Origin of the sequence: Sphingopyxis macrogoltabida, assembly GCF_001314325.1 — a bacterium.
GTDB classification, from domain to species: Bacteria; Pseudomonadota; Alphaproteobacteria; order Sphingomonadales; family Sphingomonadaceae; genus Sphingopyxis; species Sphingopyxis macrogoltabida.
In genome coordinates, this window is the sequence record NZ_CP009429.1 from 4,788,741 (window position 1) to 4,805,171 (window position 16,431).

The following is a 16,431-nucleotide window of genomic DNA, read 5'->3' on the forward strand; positions in this document are numbered from 1 at the left end:
TCGGATGCCCCCCAGCATCTTCAGCTTTGTAACGACAGGAATAATTGCCGACGCGGCGCACCGTCTACCCAATGTTTTTTAGGGTAACGTGTGATTTACCATATTTGGGACAGTCAGCGGCTTGCGGGGCGCGACATCGACGATTGACGCCGGCGCCCGGCTCGGCAAAGAAATCTGCGGGGCGGGCAATATGCGATATTGGGTTGCATTTCTGACATTTGTCGTCGCGGCGATCCTGTCGCCCGCAAAGGCGGCGCCGACCGAGTTACCGGCGTTCGAGCTGCACGCCGGTATCGACCCCGCATCGGTCGCGCCCTTTATCCGCTATACCAAGAACGTCCCCGATTTCGAGGAGCTGCGCCCGGACGACATGCTCGCCAAGCCGCTCGAACGCATCGAGGGATCGTCGATCCATTTCGGTCCGCCGGGGGTCAAAACCGCGCTGCTGCTGAAGGTCCGCAATGCGGGGTCCGCGCAGGGTAGCTGGATCCTCACCACGGGGCGCGGATCGCTGAAATTTTTTCGGCTCTACGAAGCCACCGGCGACCGGTTCGAGCTGCTCGTCGACGGCACCGACCCCGAGGATGCGCGGCGCAATCTCGGCACCTATCAGGCCTTCAGCTCCGAACTGGTGCTCGACCCGGGGCAGGAGAAGCTGGTGCTGATCGAGTTCCTGTCCGAAAATTCGACCTATATGCCGCTCCGCATCAACACCTATGGCACCTTCTTCAAGGAGCGGCGGGCGAATATCTCAATGGTGTCGGGCGTCGTCATCGGCGCCTTCATCCTGCTCCTTTTGAACTTCCTCTTCTTCTCGATCACCGGGCATCGCGAATTTCTGTGGCTTGCCGTCGCCGAGGCCTTCTTCGCGCTGAACACCGTCCATTCGGAAGGCTATATCACCATCTTCTTCCTCTACGACAAACCGCTGACCGGCGTTGCGGTGGAGGATTTCTTCAAATGCGGCTTTGCAGGAGCGATGGCGCAGTTCTGCCGCATCTTCGTCAATACGCCAGTCAATTTCCCGAAACGCGACGTGGCGCTGAGGGCGCTCATTCTCGCCTCGCTCGCGGTAATGCTGCTCCAGCCGGGTCTGTCGCTCTATCCGCCCGGGCTGCGCTTTGCGCTGCACGCCGCCGCCTGGCTGGTCGCGATCGCCGTCGCGCTGTTCCTGCCCTTCGTCGGTTTCGCCGCGATGAAACAGCTCGGCAACCAGCTCTGGCCGCTGTTCGTCGGCTGGGCCAGCCTGGCGCTGTTCATCGTCTATGCGGCGATCGCCTCGATGGGCTTTTTCACCTGGCTGCCGATCAACTGGCATCTTTCGGGGCCGGTCGGGCTGTTCGAGGCGGTGATGGTGACTCTCGCGCTCGGCCTCAACCTCAAGAAGATTCAGCGCGACAAGCTCGCCGCCGACTTCAACTATGCCCGGTCGCTGTCGGAGCGGCTGGAGATCAGCGAGCGCGCGACGCGGCTAGCCGAGGAAAAGGCGTTCGCGCTCGCCACCGTCAACAGCCAGAATGCGTTGCTCCACGCATCGGGCCACGACAGCAAGCAGGTCATCCTCGCGCTCAACAGCGCCGTCGACGTGCTGCGGCGGAGCGAAACCCCGGCGGGCAATGGCGAGCTGATCGACATGCTGCAAAGCTCCGCCACCTATTTGAACGAGATTGTTTCGACGACGATGTCGGGTGCGAACATCGTCGGCAGCGACGCGGGTTTCGTCGCGCTGAGCAGCTTCAGGGGGCAGGCGCTCGTCGAGCCGCTGATGATGATGTTCCGGACCCCGTTCGCGCGCAAGAAGCTGTCGCTGGAAGCCGATGGCGACGACGATATCGTCATCGTTTCGGACAAGCCGCTGCTGATGCGCGCGCTCGCGAACCTGCTCAGCAACAGCTATCAATATAGCGACGCGGGCGGTGCCCGGATTTCGCTGGCGCGCGATGGCGAGACGGCAACGATCACGATCACCGATACCGGCCGCGGCATGTCCGATGCCGTCCGCAAGGCACTGAACGCGAGCGAAACGACCCGGCTGCGCGCCGACGAGGCGAAGGAAGGCACGGGATCGGGATTCCATTCGGCGCGGCGGCTGGTCGAAAGCCTCGCGGGCCGGCTGGAAATCCTGTCGTCAACCTCGGCGGGCACCACGGTCCGCGTTACCCTTCCCTGCGCATTCGCCGCGACCAACCCGTGCCCGCCCGAAACGCTGCAGGCAGCGCTACCCGGTTGGCTGATCGTCGATTTCGACCAGCGCGACGCCTTCGAGGCGGCGCTCGCCGCCGCGACGCTGCCCGCCAACCAAATCGTTGCGCTGACCTATGACGACACCACCGTCACGCGCGGACGGCTGAGCGAGATGGTCGGGATGATGATGATCAAGCCGCCGTGCAGCGAGCTGATCGCCCATCCGTTACTGCGCCGGGGATCAGAGCAGGTTTAATTCCTGCGCCCGTTCGACGATCTTGCGGTTGTGGGTGACATCGAGCTTGCGCCGCAACTCGGCGATGTGGAACGATACCGTCGGCTGCGCGATCGACAGGCGATAGGAGATTTCCTTGTTGCTCTCCCCCTGCGCCAGATAGTGCAGGATCGCCATCTGGCGCGACGACAGCGCGACCGGCGGCTGCTGATATTTGCCGAGCGCCTCGGCGATATGGGGCGAGATGTGAATATCGCCCGCCAACGCCGCATCGCACGCCGCGATGATCTGGTCCGACGGGTCGGCCTTGCTGACCACCGCGCGCGCGCCGAGCTTCAGCGCATAGTCGATCTCGCCGAGGTTCGTCTCGCCGGTCAGGATGATCACCGTCATGTCGCGCGACCCGACGATCTCGGCGAGGATATTGATCCCGCGCACGTCGGGCATGTTGAGATCGAGGATGACGAGGTCGACCGGCTGCGACTGGACGAAGGCCCCCACCGTCGCACCGCGATCGAGCGCCCCGACGACGGTGAAACGCTGGTACGAAGCGAACAGCAGCCGAAGGCCGTTCTGCGTGATCGGATGATCGTCGACGATCAGGATATTGTGCGTCAGGCTCATGTCGGCGTTCGCTGGCCCCCGTTTGCGACCCGGCGGCAATGGATCAGCGACGGCACGCTTTTACAACCCGAATAAATCTGGGGTTGGCGGATGAAAAAGGCAGGGAATCCGGCGCATAGCCAGATATTCTCAGCCCCGCCGGACGATCTGCGCCAGCGGGTTCGGCTCCGCCTCGGCGATCTTGGCCAGATGGTTGCGATCGCGGTGAAGGAAAGGTTCGGCCCGCCCGTGCACCATCAGCACCGTGTCCGAAACATAACTCCACGTCCCGTCGTCGTGGAAATCGACCGTGATCGTATAGCTGTCGGTGCGAAAGGCCTGTTCGAGGAAGGTCGTCGAACAGATGCCATATTCGCTGCTCCCCCGCTCGGCCTTCAGCACCAGTTGCTTCGCGTCGGCGGTGGCATGTCCGGCGGCGATCGCCACCTGCCCGCGCGGGATGGAAAGCGTCTGCAGCACCAGCCCGGTCGCCGGTTCCCACAGCCAGTATCCGACCTGGTCGTGGAAGGCGATATCCTCGTCGGGGGTATTGATATGGACATGGTAGCGCAGGCCGTAGAAAAGCTGCGGCCCGTTCGCCTGCGGATCGATCGGCTGCATCTCGATCCGCTCGTAATAGTCGCGCTGCTCGGGGCCGTCGGCCTTGGGATTGATATCGACGCCGCGATGGCCTTCCCAGATGCCGGCGAGCCGGCGCAGCGGCCCGAGATTCTCGAGCGTATCGGGCGCGACGTCGTCGGGCTCGGTGAAGATATCGTCCGGAATGTCCATGGTGCCCCCCGTCCTTACAATGCCGCCCGCCGCGCCGCGGCGCAAGAAGCGCTTGTGATTTTTCGGGAATTCGGATGAGAATGCGGCAAGGTCAAGCGGCAATCGGGGAGATGCACGATGGACATGAAACGACGGTTGGCGCTTGGCGCCGCGCTTTGGCTTTCGACGTCGGGCATGGCGCTCGCGGCCGAAGGCAGTCATGACGTCGTGATCCGCGGCGGCACCATCTATGACGGGTCGGGGGCGCCGGGCGTCGTCGGCGACGTCGCGATCGACGGCGACCGCGTCGTCGCCGTCGGCAAGGTCGCGGGCAAGGGCCGCACCGAAATATCCGCCGCCGGCATGGCGGTCGCGCCCGGCTTCATCAACATGCTGAGCTGGGCGACCGAATCGCTGATCGCCGATCCGAAAAGCCAGAGCGACATAAGGCAGGGCGTCACGCTGGAAGTGATGGGCGAAGGCTGGTCGATGGGGCCGCTCAATGCAAAGATGAAGACCCTCGAAACCGAGCGTCAGGGCGATATCAGATATCCGATCGAATGGACCAGCCTCGGCGATTATCTTTCCTGGCTCGAAAAACGCGGCATCGCGCCGAATGTCGCGAGCTTCGTCGGCGCAGCGACGGTGCGTGTCCATGAACTCGGCGAAGACGATGTCGACCCGACGCCCGAACAGCTCGACCGCATGCGCGCGCTCGTCCGGCAGGCGATGGACGAAGGCGCGCTCGGCGTCGGCAGTTCGCTCATCTATGCGCCCGGCTCCTATGCCGAAACCGACGAGCTCGTCGCACTGACCGGCGAGGCGGCGAAATGCGGCGGCATGTACATCAGCCACATGCGGTCCGAAGGCGACCGGCTCGAGGAAGCGGTCGACGAGCTGATCGAGATATCGAAGCGGTCGGGCGCCCCGGCCGAAATCTATCACCTCAAAATGGCGGGCCGCGAAAACTGGGGCAAGCTCGCCCCCGTCGTCGCCAAGGTCGAGGCAGCGCGCGCTGCGGGACAGCGGATCACCGCCGACATGTACACCTATACCGCCGGCGCCACCGGGCTCGACGCGGCGATGCCGACCTGGGTACAGGCCGGCGGGCTCGAAAAATGGATCGAGCGGCTGAAAGATCCCGCGATCCGCGCGCGCGTCGCCGCCGAGATGCAGAAACCGGGCAACGACTGGGAAAATCTCTACTTCGGCGCCGGTGCCGACAAGATGATCCTGTCGGGTTTCAAGAACGACGCGCTCAAGCCGCTAACCGGCAAGACGCTCGCCGAGGTTGCGCAGATGCGCGGCAAGTCGCCCGAGGAGACGGCGATGGACCTCGTCGTCGAGGATGGCTCGCGCGTCGGCACCGTCTATTTCCTGATGTCGGAGGACAATGTGCGCGCGCAGATCAAGCTGCCGTGGATGAGCTTCGGGTCCGATGCGGCATCGCAGGCGACCGAGGGCGTCTTCCTGAAATCGGGCGCCCATCCGCGCACCTATGGCAATGTCGCGCGCCTGCTCGGCCGCTATGTCCGCGACGAGAAGCTGATCCCGCTCGAACAGGCGGTGCACCGGCTGACCACCCTGCCCGCGACCAACCTCGGGATCAAGGAACGCGGCGCGCTGAAGCCCGGCTATTTCGCCGACGTCGTAATCTTCGACCCGGCGGCGGTCACCGACCGCTCGACCTTCGAGGCGCCGCACCAATATTCGCTCGGCGTCCGCGATGTCTTCGTCAACGGCGCGGCGGTGCTGAAGGACGGCGAGCCGACCGGCGCGACGCCGGGACGCGCGGTGCGCGGCGCCGGCTGGGGCAAATGCCGCTGAGCGAAAAGGCGTAATATTTCTGGGCCTTTGCCCCAGACATATCCGCGTTGCAACTTTCCCCGTACCGACCATTCTGGTCGCTCAGAACAGACATGGGGATGGAAATGATCAAGAAGTCGCTCGCCGCGCTGACGCTGGTGCTGACCCTTTCGCCGCTGGTCGGCGCGCATGCCCAGCGCACGGTAACACCCGTCGTGCAGCCGGGCGGCGACATCCCCAAAAGCTATTCGCCCGAAAGCGAAGGCACCGACTATGAACGGCGCGTCGTCATGGTGCCGATGCGCGACGGCGTGAAGCTGCAGACGATCATCATCGTGCCCAAGGGCGCGAAGAACGCGCCGATCCTGATGGACCGTACGCCCTATAATGCGACGGCGCGTTCGACGCGGTCGACGAGCGCGCGCATGGTCAACGCGCTGCCGTTCGAGAATGAGCAGTTCGTCAGAAACGGCTATATCATCGTCTGGCAGGACACCCGCGGCAAGTTCGGGTCCGAGGGCGATTATACGATGATCATGCCGGTCGCGGGGCCGCTCAACAAGACCGGGGTCGACCATTCGACCGACGCCTATGACACGATCGACTGGCTGGTGAACAAGGCGAACCTGCCCGAAAGCAACGGCCGCGTCGGGATGATCGGCTCATCCTACGAAGGCTATACGACCGCGATGGCGTTGCTCAATCCGCACCCGGCACTGCGGGCGGCGGCGCCCGAAAGCCCGATCATCGATGGCTGGATGGGTGACGACTGGTTCCATTACGGCGCCTTCCGCCAGCTGATGCTCGGCTTCATCGCGATGCAGTCGGGCGAAAAGGGCTTCGCGAGCGCCCCCTCGCACGGCGGCGGCGACGATTATGACGTGTTCCGCGAAGCGGGGTCGGCCGGCGACTGGGCGCGCGCCCGCGGCTTCGACCAGCTTCCGGCGTTCAAGCGGGTGGTCGCCAATCCCGAATATAACGAGACATGGTCGGGGCAGGCGGTCGACAAGCTGCTCGCCGCCAATCCGTCCAACGTGCCGACGCTGTGGGTCCAGCCGATCTGGGATCAGGAGGACGGCTATGGCGCGATCCACTCGTTCGAGGCGCTGCGCGCCGCGGGCAAGACCGGCAACAACCATCTGATCCTCGGCCCGTGGTTCCACAGCCAGGTCAACCGCGCCGCCGGCGGCCGCAGCGTCGGGCCGCTCAACTGGGACGGCGACACCGTCGAACATTATTGGAAGCGCATGGTGCTGCCCTTCTTCAACGAGCATCTGAAGGACGGCCCGCCGTCGAACATGCCTGTCGCGACGGTCTACAACACCGGCGAGGACCGCTGGGAGAGACTGACGACCTGGCCGCTCGCTTGCGAAAAAGGCTGCCCCTCACCGCTGACCCCGCTCTATCTCGCCGCCGACGGCGGGCTCAGCTTCAAGGCGGGTGGCACGGGCGGCGACAACTATGTCTCCGATCCCGCCAAGCCGGTGCCCTTCCTGCAACGCCCGTTCAGCATGCAGCGTTCGGTCTACACCCCCGAATGGCCGACCTGGCTGGTCAGCGACCAGCGCCACGTCGACGGGCGGCCCGACGTCATGACCTATCGCAGCGAGGTGCTGACCGCACCGGTGCGTGTGTCGGGCGCACCGATCGCCGACATCATCGCGCGCACGACCGGCACCGACGGCGATTTCGTCGTCAAGGTGATCGACGTCTTCCCGCAGGAAAATGCGAATAATCCCAATATGGGCGGCTATCAGCTCGCGATCGCGCTCGACATTTTCCGCGGCCGGTACCGGGACAGTTTCTCCGACCCCTCGCCAATTCCGGCTGGCAAGGCGCAGCGCTACAAGTTCCGCCTGCCGACCGTGAACCATGTGTTCCAGCCGGGGCACCGCATCATGATCCAGGTCCAGTCGAGCCTGTTCCCGCTCTACGACCGCAATCCGCAGACCTATGTCCCCAATATCTTCAACGCGAAGAAGGCGGACTATAAGGCGGCGACGATCACGCTCGAACGCGGCGCGAACGGCAGTCGCGTCTGGCTTCCGGTGGTGCCGGTCGACCAGTCGGCGGCGGCGGCACAATAAAAGCGGAGGGACAGTTGGCCGATCGACGTCACCGGCGGCTCGCTGCTGCCCGCTTCCTGTTCGCCGCGCCGCTTTGCCTTTTTGCGGCGGCGCCGGCCCAGGGCGAATGGACCAGCCAATATCCGCACGTCGAAAATGCCGCGAAGAATGTCGGCCACCAGCTTTATCTGGAGGCCTATAATCTGCCGACCTTCGCGGCGAGCCCGACCGATCCGGCGCCGTCGCCCGACGGCCGCTCGGTCGCCTTTGCCGCGCGCGGGTGGCTGTGGACGATGGATGTCGCGACGCGGCAGGCGCGGCGCCTGACGCGCGGGCCCCGCATCGATTCGCGCCCGGCCTGGTCGCCCGACGGCCGCCAGATCGCCTTCGTCCGCGACAGCGGGCGCGACACCGACATCATGCTGGTCGACGTCGCGACGGGCAAGGAACGTGCGCTGGTCGCGAGCCCGGCGCTCGACCTCGACCCCGCCTTTGCGCCCGACGGCCAGTCGCTGTTCTACAGCTCTGCCGAAGCGGGCGATTTCGACCTGTGGCGGGTCGAGCTTGCCACCGGAACGAAAACCCGCCTGACCACCGACACCGGTCAGGAACTGAACCCGCAGCCGATCGGCGGCGGCACCGGCCTCGCCTATGTCAACCGTGCCAAATATTTCAGCGACGCGGTTGCGACCCTCTCGCTCGCCGACGGCGAGCGCCGGACGCTGCTGTCGACGGGCATGGCACCGCAGCTCCGCGTCGCCGCATCGCCCGACGGGCGCTCCGTCGCCGTCACCGAACCCGATGGCGACCGGTTGAAGTTGATCACCCTCGACGCCGGTGGCGGCGACACGATCCGCGTTGCCCCCGACGCGACCTATCCGCTCGCGCCGAGCTGGTCGCGCGGCGGCGCGCTGTGGTTCGTCCAGCCGAACCGCGACAAGCAATTCACCCTTTACCGTACCCCGGCCGACGGCGGCGCCAGCGAGGACATGTCGCCGCTCGACTGGGATTTCGGCGAGCGCACCGCCCGCGTCACCATCCGCACCCGGCAGGCCGGCAAGCTGACGCCCGCCCGGCTGGCGATCGTCGACGGCAGCGGCCATCCTGCGGTTCCCGCAACCGGCCTCGCCTATTTCGACTTCCAGCAAGGCCGCGTCTTCACCCATTCGCCCGGCGTGGTAACGGTCGAGGTGCCCGCGGGCGCGATCCGGCTGACCGCGACGCACGGCTTCGACGGCGTGGCCGAAGCAACGCGGCAGGTGCGCGCCGGCGACACGGTGACGATCGACCTCGACCTGCCCTCGACCGGCTTCGACGCCGCGGCGCGCGGCTGGTATTCGGGCGACCTCCACAACCATCTCAATTACGGCGGCCCCTATCAGCTCGAACCCGATGATCTGGTGACGATGATGCGCGCCGAGGCACTCGACGTCGCGACGCCGCAGCTCGCCAACCTCCAGACGCGGCAGGTCGACGCCAAATGGTGGGGCTGGCAACGCACCGAACTGCCGCTGATCCGCGTCTCGCAGGAGGTGCGCGCGCATTTCCTCGGCCATATCGGCGTGATCGGCACCGACGCACCGTTCGACCCGTGGTTCTTCGGCCCGAGCTACCCGGTCCGCGCGCAGAGCGAGCTGACCAACGCCGACGTGCTCCACTTCACCCGCGCGCACGGCGGACTCAATATCTATGTCCATCCGGTGATCGGCAACGATCCCTTTCCGGCAACCGGCAACCCCGGCGGCTTTCCGCTCGCGCTGGTGCCCGACGCGGTGCTCGGCGACGTCGATGCGATCGAGATCGCGTGCCTGTGGAGCGACGAGCTCGGCACCAGTGAGCTCTGGTATCGCCTCCTCAACCTCGGCCTGCCGGTTGCCCCGACCGCGGGCAGCGACACGATGCAGAATATCCACCGCATGATGGCGATCGGCTCGACCCGCGTCTACGCCAAGCCGGAGGGGCCGGTCGGCATGACGAGCTTCCTCGACGCGCTGCGCAAGGGCCGCAGCTTCGTCACCACCGGACCGATGATCGATTTCACCGCCGCCGGCGCGGGTCCGGGCGAAGTCGTCGCGGGCGGCAGCACATCGATCCCCTGGTCGCTCGACCTGTTTTCGCCGACCGCGGTCGAGACCGTCGAAATCCTCGTCAACGGGCGCGTCGTGTGGAGCGGCAAGGGGCTGCCCGCTGCGGGCAAGCGCAATTACAGCGGCACGATCGAGGTACCCGCGGGCGGCTGGATCGCCGCGCGCGTCCATGGCGGCGCCGCGGTCTGGCCGGTGCAGGACGGCGCGCCCTTCGCGCATAGCGCGCCGGTCTGGATCGGCCGGGTGGGCAGCACCGACCCCGCCGCGGCGCGCGGCGCCGCCGCCGACCTGCTGCGCTGGATGCCGGTCGGCGAAGCGCGACTCGCGACCGGCTATCCGGGCGAAAGCGGCGCGCGCCTCAAGGCCCGCTTTGCCGAAGCGCGCCAGCGGCTCGAAGCGTGGGCGAAATGATATCGGCATAAGAGTGCCAAAAAGGGATCGAATCCGTCCCGCCCCGATACGGCTTTTTTTTCGTCGTCCTTTCCGCTCGACCGGCCGTCGATTGTCGTTTTGATCCAATGATTGCGCGCACCCGGCGCGCATCCCGTCGCCACGGCCAGCGCAGGGACGCTTAGGCCGACAACAGATACGGCACAGGCTGGCCGGCGCCCGATCGATAGGGACGCCAGCGATCCCGCGCCCGCATCGTCGGCCGAATAACCGCTGTCCGCTACCCAAGCAAAACCCGCCGTCTGTCGACGCGTGCCCTTTCGCGCGCGGGCAAATCCCTATGCACAAGGAGAATGGAAATGGCTGGAAAACATGACGCCGACAAGCTCAAGACATTGGCATCGGTCTCGACCGAGCGCCGCAAGCTGATCGGCCAGGCGATTATCGACGGGCTGATCTCGCCCGGCGAAGCCGCCTTCTCGCCCGTCGCTGCCGACCCCGATTATAATCAGGGTCAGGGCGGCTACACCCAGAAGGGCGGCGACCACAAGCAGGGCGGCGGCGACTATAACCAGTCGCAGGCGCTCACCAACATCCGCGATCTCGTCACCAACGTCATCCAGCCGGGCAATGTCGTTCAGCCCGGCAATGTCGCAGGCGGCGTGACGCGCGGCGGCGGCGGCTGATCGCGCTCGCTCCCATGATCTCAAGACGATGAAGGATTGCTCGTGAACCAGCAACTCGGCATCGCTCCGGCGGCGGACACCCTTGTCCGTCGCCGCGAGTGGCGGGCCAGCCAGCCCGATTCGATCGACGCGCTTCAGGTCGTCTACAAGGTGGCCGAGCGCTGCAACATCAACTGCAGCTATTGCTATTATTTCCATATGGGCGACGAAACGCCGCTCGAACGCCCCGCCTATGCGCCGCATGCGGTGACCGAGCGGCTGGCGCACTGGATGGCCGACGGCTGCGCCGAACTGCGCATCCCGCACGCCAAGCTCGCCTTCCACGGCGGCGAGCCGGCGATGATCGGCGCCGACGCGTTCGGCAAGGCGTGCCGGACGCTGCGCGACGTGATCGAACCCGTCGCGACGCTGTCGCTCGCGATCCAGACCAACGGCGTGCTGCTCGACGAACGCTGGACCGACAGGTTCATCGAACATGCCGTCGGCGTCGGGATCAGCATCGACGGCCCGCAAGCCGCCAACGACCGTTTTCGGCTCGACAAGCGCGGCCGGTCGACCTTTCAGCGCAGCGAGGATGCGATCCGCCGCCTCGTCGCCGCGCGCCCCTATGGCGCGCCGCTGCCCTCGACGATCAGCGTGCTGCACAGCGCCAACGACTATCGCGACATCTATCATTATCTGCGCGATCTGGGGGTCGAGGAACTCAATTTCCTGCTCCCCGACCGCAATGTCGACGATACCGCCTTCCGCGCCTCGGACGAAGCGGCCGACTATGGCCGCTGCCTGTCCGAAATCTTCGACGCCTGGCTCGCCGAGGACAATCAGGCGGTGCGCATCAAGTTCATCGACCAGACGATGGTCCATTTCCGCGCCAACGTGACGCCGGGCGCGATCTTTCGCCGCGGCCGCAAGAGCAATCAGGTGGTGATCGCGCGCAGCGACGGCACGGTGGCGATCGACGACAGCTATATCCCGGCGCTCGACTGGTACAGCCGCGCCCCGGTGCGGCCGATGGCAACGCATTCGCTGCGCGATTTCCTGGGCAATCCGATCTTTCAGGAGATCGAGACGACTGCGAACAGTATCCCCACCGGCTGCCGCGACTGCCGCTGGCGCGACATGTGCCGCGGCGGCGACCTCGAAAATCGTTTCTCGGCCGCGAGCGGCTTCGACAATCCGTCGGTCTATTGCGGCGCGTACAAGGGCCTGTACGCGACGGTTTGCCAGCGGCTCGTCGAAGGCGGCTATCCCGCCCATCTCGTCACAGAAAAATTCGGTGCCCTATGATCCACGACCAGACCGCGGCATGGCTGTTCCATCCGCTTTCGACCGACCGCTTCCTGTCCGACTTCTGGGCGAAGGAGCATCATGTCGTCCGCCGGGGCGACCCCGGCTATTTCGCCGGGCTGTTCAGCGCGCAGGCGCTCGAGGAGTTCCTCGAATATGGCCGCCCCGACCCCGCCGGTGTCCGGCTGGTCAAGGGCAAGGAGAAAAAGGAGCTCGCCGCCTATCGCCTCGGCAACGGCGCGATCGACATGGTTGCGCTGCGCAACGATTTCGCGGCGGGCTTCACGATCATCCTTAACGGGCTCGAACGCTATGTCGGCGCGGTCGCGGCGCTGGCGCGCTCGCTGGAGGTCGAACTCAACTTCGAAACGCAGGTCAACGCCTATATCACCCCGCCCGGATCGCAGGGGTTCCTGCCGCATTATGACGATCATGACGTCATCATCCTGCAGATCGAGGGGTCGAAGCGCTGGCATATCTATGAGCAGGAAGGCGACGTGCCCGCCAGCGAGTTGCAGCAGCGCGAGCTGTTCGTCGGCGAAGACCTGTCGCCCGCGACGCAATTGATCCTTCGCGCCGGCGACGTGCTCTACGTCCCCCGCGGCCGCGTCCATGCCGCCGAAACGCTCGACGAGACGTCGATTCACCTGACGCTCGGCATCCATCCGCCGAACATGCTCGAACTCGTCAAGGCGGCGCTCGACACGATGGCGATCCGCGACGACCGGGTGCTCGAACGGCTGCCGCCGCGCTATCTCAACGATCCGGCGCAGCGCGCCCGCCTTGCCGGGCTGGCGCGCGAGCTGGCGGCGATGATCGACGACCGCGCGATCGGCGATGCGGTCGGCGCGATCGAAGACAGCCTACTCCGCCGCGGACGCTGTCCCCCCGCCGGCCGGCTGGTCGACGACGTCACTGGCAGCGGCAGCATCACCGAGGCGAGCCGACTCGCGCGCAACCAGCCGCTCTATGCCCGCGTCATGGCGCTGCCCGGCGGGGTCGGGCTGCAATTCGCGCAGACTCTCGTCACCGCAGACAGCAACCACCGCGATGCGATGCTGTTCCTGTCGCGACAGAAAGAGCCGTTCCGCGTTGCCGAGATCCCGGGCATATCGGCGGGCGAACGGACGGACCTTGCGCGCAAGCTGCTGGTCGACGGGTTCCTCGTCCAGATGCCTGCGGACTGACGATGCACGGGCTCGCATCGTCATCCCGAGCCATGATCGGTGATAGGGCGGCGATCGATATCGGTCTTCTGCTCGCCGGCCTCGCGGGCGAGGCGGAGACGGCGGCGCGGCTCGGGATTCACCCGGCGGAATTGCGCGAACTGCTCGACGGATCGGCATTGTCGCGCTGCACGATGATGCCGGTCGGGGTCGGCGATAATCTCGATATCCGTTTCCTCGATATGGCGGGCGAAGCGTTCGATGCACCGACCTTCGACGACAGCGTCGGCCGCGCAAGGTCGCGGGCCGGTGGGCGCCGGACGTTCAGCCTGCCGGCCAACGCCATCGCTGGCGCCGAGCCGCCGCGTGCCGCCCCGGACGGCATCATCCTCCACGTCGGCCGCTGCGGCTCGACCCTCCTTTGCAATCTGCTGGCGAGCGGCGGCGACTGGGTCGCGCTGCGCGAACCCGAATGTCTGAACAGCCTCTTCCTTGCCCGCGCCGCGACGCGCGATCCGGCCGCGATCGATCGAATCGACACGCTGGCCGGGCAGTTGGCGGGCTGCCTCGCCCACGCCGTGCGCCCACGCAAATCGCTCGTGAAGCTCAGTTCGTGGACGACCCCGCTCGCCGCGCCGCTGCTGGCGCGCTTCCCCGGCACCCCGGTCATCGTCGTCGTTCGCGACCCCTGGCAAACGGTCGCCTCCTTCCTTGCCGAACCGCCGCACTGGTATGGTCCCGCCAGCGCGCAGCTCGCGGCAAGCGAAAGGGCCGGCGCGGTCCGGTTCTTCGCCGAAGCCTGGCGAAGCACGGTCACGGCCGCGCGGTGCCTGCCCGGCAAGCGCATCATGTTCGTCGATTATGAGGATATCGTCGGCAACCCCGCTGCAACCCTCGCCAAGCTCCGCAGCCATCTGGGCGACGATGGCCCGCCGCTCGCCCCGGCCGCGCTGGAAGCGACGCTGGCATCCTATTCCAAGGCCGCGTCGGCCGAGGTGTTCGACCCGTCGGGAAAGCACCGGCGCGCGGTTCTGGCCCCCGATCTCGCCGAAATCGTGACCGCGGTCACCGCCGGCGAATCGCTTGGCTGTCGATGCCGCTGAAGACACTCATCCGGGATCGCAATCCGGCGTGGCGGCGGATCCTGCGGCAACGTCGGCCGTCACTTGCCGATATATGCCGGGCCGGACGCGGTGCACCGATCGCAAGCCGGCCGAAATTGCCCGCGCCGCGATGGACACATGATCTTCGTTGTTCATGATCTCGCAGTCGAACCGCGTGCCCGGCCACTGCCGCAGCGCCAGTTGCTCCGCACACCATGTCACCGCGCTGCCGAAGCCGCAAAGCGCATTGTCGCGGCTCGTGCCGACCTCCTCCTTCCCGGCGCAGATGAAAATGTCCGCCGCCAGATCGCCATGCACCGAAGCAAATTCGGCCTCGGCGCGTTCGATCGATCCGGGCGCGGTCCTGAGGCTCGGGCTGATCGCAACATAGCGCGAGAAGGGCGAACCCGCGTCGAAGAGCGCGCGCAAAGCGAAATGTCCGCCAGCCGAATCGCCGATCAACGTGTGGCGCGCGGCCAGATCGACCGGATAGTGCGCCGCCAGACCAGGCAACAGGTCGTCGCGCAGAAACGCCAAGAAACGCTCGTAACCACCGGCCCGCATCCGCAGATCGCCCCGGCCCTCGACCGATTTGAGGTGCCCGAAAATCTCGTGCAGCCGCAGACCGAGGTCGTCGGTCATGTCCCACGGGCCATGAAAATCGAAGTTGCGGCGCGCATAGAAGCTCGCGAAACCCTCCTGCTCCGGATAGCCGACACCCACGACGATCGACGGCGGCAGCGGGCTGGCGACGCTCGCGAAGCGGCCGTGGACGACCGTTTGCACGATGTCGAACAGCAGGTTGCCGTCCACCGCGAGGATGACCGGCAGGCGCGCGTCGTCCGGCACATTCGCCGGCATCGATACGTCGATCGCATAATCGCCGAGGCCCGCCGCCTCGACCGTGAACTGGTCGTGCCGCTGCGGAACGAATGGACACGGGTCGATGGCGGATATCACCATGCCAGCAACCCGGCGAGCATCTGCGCCTGCGCCGCGCAGCCGTTGGCGACCGCCCGGCTGCGCCAGACCGGATCGGCCGGGCAGAGCCGGTCCATCATCACCGCACGCAACGCTTCGCGCTGCTCCGCCGATCCCTTGCCGAACTTCAACCAGCGGTCGATCCGCAGCGCGTCCGTCACCTTTTCATTGTCGTATGTGCCGACCTCGATCGCGAGCCCCGCGCATTCGGCCCACGGCACGGCACCGGGTAGCCAGGCCGAGAAGAGCCCGGTGTAGGACGGGGTGACCCCCGCAGCGCCATCGAACGCCGCCGCCATCGTCGCGCGCGCCTCTTCCCCGAGCCAGTCGAACACCCGCGCATGGTGCGGCGAGGCGGGATCGTGGACACAGATGTGGCAAAGCTCGCCATAGGCGCCGAGGCCGGTGTGCCATTCGGCGAACGCCAGCTTTCGCGTGTTCCGGAGCATCTGCGGCAACAGCTCCGACACCGCCTCGTTCGACCAGGCCGGCGCTTGTCCGCCGAAGTTCATGCCCTGCGGATTTTCGAACTGCCCGCCGGTAAAGCCGCTCAGAAAATCCGCCCAGCCATGTTCGGCGACGATGCGGTCGCGCATCGCGGTCCAATCGATCGTCGCCTCGTTCCAGTCGTCGGGGCACAAGGCCTGGTGCAATTTCCGGTAGACCGGGTTCGCGGGAAGCCCCGCGGCGAAATCACGGAAATTGCGGTTGAGATCGATATTGGCCTCGTCGGTGCGCGACAGGTGCGAAAAGCCCCACGGGTTGAGCGCGTGGAGCAGGACGATATTGGCACCCGCCGGAACATCCAGATTGTCCAGATATGCGAGCTGGATCGCCGATCCCGTATAGCCTTCCTGTCCGTGCGTCCCCGATATCAGCAGCAGCGTCCGCGCGGCGTCGGGGTCGCCGAACACGGCAAGGTCCATCGCCAGCGCCTCGCCGCTCACGCCCGTCCGCGAGGGATGCGCCCGTGAAAGCAGGCGCGCGCCGCGACGTTGGGCAAGCGTCAGAAACTTGCCGCGCGCCTCGGCATAGCTCGCGCTGAAGGCCTGACTGGCGTCCATCG

The 16,431-nt window shown here is 66.2% G+C and carries 12 protein-coding genes; 8 read left to right on the forward strand and 4 right to left on the reverse strand.

The genetic code is table 11. The features are described from left to right. Positions 1-190: 190 nt before the first annotated feature. Positions 191-2,440, forward strand: a complete 2,250-nt coding sequence (locus LH19_RS23060; protein WP_145923577.1) for a sensor histidine kinase — start codon at positions 191-193, stop codon at positions 2,438-2,440. Here the strand turns inward: LH19_RS23060 and LH19_RS23065 are convergent. Then, positions 2,426-3,043: a response regulator gene (locus LH19_RS23065; protein ID WP_062913012.1), complete on the reverse strand. Its 618-nt coding sequence runs from the start codon at positions 3,041-3,043 to the stop codon at positions 2,426-2,428. The genes LH19_RS23060 and LH19_RS23065 overlap by 15 nt on opposite strands. A gap of 129 nt (positions 3,044-3,172) precedes the next feature. Then, positions 3,173-3,814, reverse strand: a complete 642-nt coding sequence (locus LH19_RS23070; protein WP_054732029.1) for an FABP family protein — start codon at positions 3,812-3,814, stop codon at positions 3,173-3,175. A 117-nt stretch (positions 3,815-3,931) separates the two neighbouring features. Here LH19_RS23070 and LH19_RS23075 point away from each other — a divergent pair, with 117 nt between their 5' ends. The 7 genes from LH19_RS23075 to LH19_RS23105 all read left to right on the forward strand — a co-directional run bounded on the left by LH19_RS23075 (position 3,932) and on the right by LH19_RS23105 (position 14,384). Continuing rightward, entirely contained in the window at positions 3,932-5,620 is a 1,689-nt protein-coding gene (locus tag LH19_RS23075; protein WP_234716011.1) for an N-acyl-D-amino-acid deacylase family protein, read from the forward strand. Positions 5,621-5,724: 104 nt separating this feature from the next. Further along, the gene (locus LH19_RS23080; RefSeq protein WP_201258394.1) at positions 5,725-7,686 is read left to right on the forward strand and encodes a CocE/NonD family hydrolase; all 1,962 of its coding nucleotides are present in this window, start codon (positions 5,725-5,727) and stop codon (positions 7,684-7,686) included. Positions 7,687-7,700: 14 nt separating this feature from the next. Next, positions 7,701-10,163 carry an LpqB family beta-propeller domain-containing protein gene (locus LH19_RS23085; protein ID WP_054732030.1) on the forward strand — a complete coding sequence of 821 codons (2,463 nt, stop codon included), beginning with the start codon at positions 7,701-7,703 and terminating at the stop codon, positions 10,161-10,163. Between the two features lie 338 nt (positions 10,164-10,501). After that, positions 10,502-10,828, forward strand: coding sequence for a hypothetical protein (locus LH19_RS23090; RefSeq protein ID WP_145923578.1), 327 nt, complete (start codon positions 10,502-10,504; stop codon positions 10,826-10,828). Positions 10,829-10,870: 42 nt separating this feature from the next. Then, complete coding sequence (locus tag LH19_RS23095) at positions 10,871-12,115, forward strand: radical SAM protein (RefSeq protein WP_158514475.1); 1,245 nt, start codon at positions 10,871-10,873, stop codon at positions 12,113-12,115. Continuing rightward, positions 12,112-13,302 carry a cupin domain-containing protein gene (locus LH19_RS23100; RefSeq protein ID WP_054732033.1) on the forward strand — a complete coding sequence of 397 codons (1,191 nt, stop codon included), beginning with the start codon at positions 12,112-12,114 and terminating at the stop codon, positions 13,300-13,302. The genes LH19_RS23095 and LH19_RS23100 overlap by 4 nt, the downstream gene beginning before the upstream one ends. Positions 13,303-13,334: 32 nt before the next feature. Further along, positions 13,335-14,384, forward strand: coding sequence for a sulfotransferase family protein (locus tag LH19_RS23105; protein WP_054732034.1), 1,050 nt, complete (start codon positions 13,335-13,337; stop codon positions 14,382-14,384). Between the two features lie 6 nt (positions 14,385-14,390). On the opposite strand, the gene LH19_RS23110 is transcribed toward LH19_RS23105, so the two are convergent. Further along, complete coding sequence (locus tag LH19_RS23110) at positions 14,391-15,347, reverse strand: alpha/beta hydrolase (RefSeq protein ID WP_054732035.1); 957 nt, start codon at positions 15,345-15,347, stop codon at positions 14,391-14,393. Further along, on the reverse strand, positions 15,341-16,429 hold the full coding sequence (locus LH19_RS23115) for a DUF2817 domain-containing protein (protein ID WP_054732036.1): 1,089 nt from the start codon (positions 16,427-16,429) through the stop codon (positions 15,341-15,343). Before LH19_RS23115 ends, LH19_RS23110 begins: the two co-directional genes overlap by 7 nt. Positions 16,430-16,431: the final 2 nt, after the last annotated feature.